Origin of the sequence: Mesorhizobium sp. M7A.F.Ca.AU.001.01.1.1 (genome assembly GCF_004022735.1) — a bacterium.
Classification (GTDB): Bacteria; Pseudomonadota; Alphaproteobacteria; order Rhizobiales; family Rhizobiaceae; genus Mesorhizobium; species Mesorhizobium ciceri.
This window is the reverse complement of the sequence record NZ_RZPF01000733.1, coordinates 1-3,199: the sequence shown is the minus strand read 5'-3', so window position 1 is coordinate 3,199 and position 3,199 is coordinate 1. Positions and strand designations below refer to the sequence as shown.

The window sequence follows — 3,199 nt, the reverse complement described above, 5'->3', positions numbered from 1 at the left end:
GCATAGGGGATGCGGCCGAGCATGCCGCCGGCATTGTTGACCAGCCCGTCGAGGCGGCCGAAATATTGCGCACTGTCCTCGACGACGCGCTCGACATCGGCGGCAACGGAGAAATCGCCCTGGACGAGAAACACCTCGCCGCCCTTGTCGGCAATCGTCAGGCCGAGCTTCTCGGCGGCGTCGCGGCTCGAGTTATAATGCAGCGCCACCTTGCATTTCTGCGCTGCATAGGCCAGCGCGAGCGCCGCCCCGATGCCGGTCGATGCACCGGTAACCAGCACTGCCTTGCCGGCAAGATCGGGTATGCTGAGTGTGGTGGCTGGCACGGTTCTTCCTCCGGGATGTCTGCCTGCCCTTCGTAGGCCCTTGCCACCCCGGTGTTCAAGCCTTGGAGCAATTCAAGGAAAAGTGTGAGCGCTTTCCCCGGGGGATTTGCGTCAAACAAACCGCTCTACGGACGCAGATAGGCGTAACCCTGGCCTTGCAGTTCGGCGAGTTTGACGACGCCGCCCTTGTCGGCGGCATGAAATCCGGCGAGCAGGTCGGGGAGTGTGATGTCCATGCCGTGCATGGTGTTGGCGCAGGCGTGGGGTTCCAATCCCTGCTGCACCAGGCCGGCGAAGCGCCCGGAAATCGCGGCCGATATGCCTTTCGACTTGAAGGCCGCGAGCGCGGGACCATGCACGACCAGCACGATGTCGACCTTGCCGCCGGTGCCTTCATAATGGTTCTTGATGTTGCCGAGCACGAAATTGACCTTGTCGGTGTCGCTCAAGTGGTAGGCGACTTTTTGCCTTGTGGGCTCGGTGGCGGCTGCCTGTGCTGCCCGCAGACCGAGAAGCGTTCCGGTTCCGGCAAGAACCGTGCGGAACATGTCGCGCCGGCGCATGGCATCCTCCTCCGCTTGGCGGCTGACCGCGAATTGCGTGACTCCAGCCGCAATACTAGCATAAATTGCCGTTGCGTCCTTTCGATGCGGAGGAGAGGTCACATGGCGTTGAAGGAATGGGCGTTTGGGTTGGGGGAATGGAAGACGGTTGCCGGCGCCGGGTTTTGCGCCGTGCTGCTCGGCGCGCTTGCCGGATCGGCCTCCGCCGACGATGCGCTGAAGCTTACCGAACTCAGTCCGAACGGCGCTGATGCCTGTTTCGGCCGCGTCTATGATGGGGCGCATCTCAAGGCGCACCCGAAGCAGAAGGTGGCGCGGATCTTCTTCTACTACGGCCATGATCCGGTCAGCCGGCCGAACGAGGAACCGACCGGGAATTCCGACACGTCCTACAATGCCTTCATCGCCACCACCGTGCGCGGCGCCAAGTCGCCTGAATGGGCCGGCGGCTGGTGCAATCATGCTTCCGAGGACGGCAAGACGGGCCCGGTCCATTGCGGCATGGAATGCGACCGGACGCTTGCGTCGCTGAAGGTCGATGACAAGGGTCGGCTGTTCCTCTCGGATCTGCAGCCCGACATCTATCTCGATGCCGGATCAGAAGAGGAGCTTGGCGCAGCGGAATATGACAGGCGGGCGCTCGGCTCGGAGGATGACAATTTCCGCCTCGACCCGATGCCGGCAGCGACCTGCCAGGCGGAGTTCGCGCGCATCGACCCAGTCGCCGCTGCGCTCGGAGCTCCGCTACGCGAGCGGCTGAAGCCGGACCAGGCGTTCTGCTATGGGCGCGACTACGATGCAGCGCATCTCGGCTCGCACCCCGATCAACTCACCCAGTCGATCCGGGTTTTCCGCGGCAAGGTAGAACTGGCGTCCTTCGCCTCGGGCGGTGACACCGCCAATTGGCCAGACGGCGCCGACATTGCCGTTACCGTCACCACACGGCAGAAATCGGCCAAGGTGACGCAGACCTATTCCTGCCAGGGCGAAGCCGACCAGTGGCGCTGCGCGGCCAGCACGAAGATGAGCAATTTCTCCTGCGACATCGCGCAGAAGGAGATTTTCCTCAAGCGTGGCGCCAACGGCACGATGATGCTGGCCAACCCAAACAGCGCGCTTGCAATCGTCGACCTGTGTTCGAAGGCGGACGCCGGAAAGACGAAATCCGACGACAAGGTCTATCGGCTGCAGCCGATGCCGCAATCGGCCTGCTCGCCTTGAGCTTCAATGGAGGGCGCGAATGGATAAGGCAAAAGTCTTTTGGTCTGGCGGATCGCAAGCAGTACGCATGCCGAAGAAATACCGTTTCGATACCGGCGAGATTTCAATCCTTCGCGAGGGCCGAGCGGTCGTTCTCGAACCGCTTGCGCAGGATTGGGTCTGGCTCGACAGTTTGACCGGGCCACTTGACGACGATTTTGTTGAGGCAGCTTTGGAAGGCCGATAGAGACTGGCGGCGCAGACCATAGGATCCATGCGTGACATCTGAGCGCTGCTGCGGTGCAGAATTCTGTTCCGCTGCACTCTACGGACAAGGTCGCGGCATGGATCTTCGGGTCTCCGCGACGGAGCTTCGCTCCTGCTTCGCCCGTGGATGACGAAGTCGAGAAGCTTCGGTTAATTTTCCCAAGTCGCTACAGGAAATCGCCTCAGGCAAACGGCACGGCGGTTGTGCCCTTCGGCAGCTTGGCCTCGTCGTCGGGCTCGACGTGGATGGTGACGCGCACCGAGGGGATTTCGGCCTTCAGCGCGTCCTCGATGCGGTCGCAGATGACATGGCTGGCGCCGACCGACATGTCTGCGTCGACGACCAGATGAAACTCGATGAAGGTGGCGCGGCCGGCGATGCGCGTCTTGAGGTCGTGCACTTCAAGCGCGCCCTTGCAGTTGGCCGAGATGACGTCGCGGATGCGCATGTGCTCCTGGGTGTCGACGGCGCGGTCCATCAGCCCGTTCATCGACGAGCCGATGACATGCCAGCCCTGCCACAGAATGTTCAGCGCCACGAGGACGGCAAGTGCGGGGTCGAGGATCTGCCAGCCGGTCAGGATCGCCCCGACCAGGCCGCCGAAGACCCCGATCGAGGTCACCACGTCGGTCATGATGTGGTTGCCGTCGGCGACCAGTGCCGGTGATTTCTCCGCCCTGCCGGCGCGGATCAGCGTCCAGGCCCAGAAGGCGTTGATAATCGTGGCAACGCCGTTGACCGCAAGACCTTCCCAAGGCTGTTCCAAGGGTGACGGAGTCTGCCAGTAGCGCCAGACCTCGTTGAGGATCAATAGCGCGGCAAGCACGATCAACACGCCTTCC

Annotated in this window: 5 protein-coding genes; 2 read left to right on the top strand and 3 right to left on the bottom strand. The window is 62.6% G+C overall.

Features of this window, described 5'->3' with window-relative positions; translation table 11 throughout:
- Together EN884_RS30780 and EN884_RS30775 are read right to left on the bottom strand one after the other, a co-directional pair.
- A partial coding sequence (locus EN884_RS30780) for an SDR family NAD(P)-dependent oxidoreductase (RefSeq protein ID WP_128360934.1) occupies window positions 1–326 on the bottom strand: 326 nt, incomplete at its 3' end.
- Between the two features lie 125 nt (window positions 327–451).
- Entirely contained in the window at window positions 452–889 is a 438-nt protein-coding gene (locus tag EN884_RS30775; RefSeq protein ID WP_013529935.1) for a DsrE family protein, read from the bottom strand.
- A 102-nt stretch (window positions 890–991) separates the two neighbouring features.
- Here EN884_RS30775 and EN884_RS30770 point away from each other — a divergent pair, with 102 nt between their 5' ends.
- Window positions 992–2,110, top strand: a complete 1,119-nt coding sequence (locus tag EN884_RS30770; protein ID WP_013529936.1) for a hypothetical protein — start codon at window positions 992–994, stop codon at window positions 2,108–2,110.
- Window positions 2,111–2,129: 19 nt separating this feature from the next.
- Entirely contained in the window at window positions 2,130–2,336 is a 207-nt protein-coding gene (locus tag EN884_RS30765) for an AbrB/MazE/SpoVT family DNA-binding domain-containing protein (protein ID WP_013529937.1), read from the top strand.
- Between the two features lie 202 nt (window positions 2,337–2,538).
- Here the strand turns inward: EN884_RS30765 and EN884_RS30760 are convergent.
- On the bottom strand, window positions 2,539–3,199 hold a 661-nt coding region (locus EN884_RS30760), incomplete at its 5' end, for a cation diffusion facilitator family transporter (protein ID WP_164895260.1).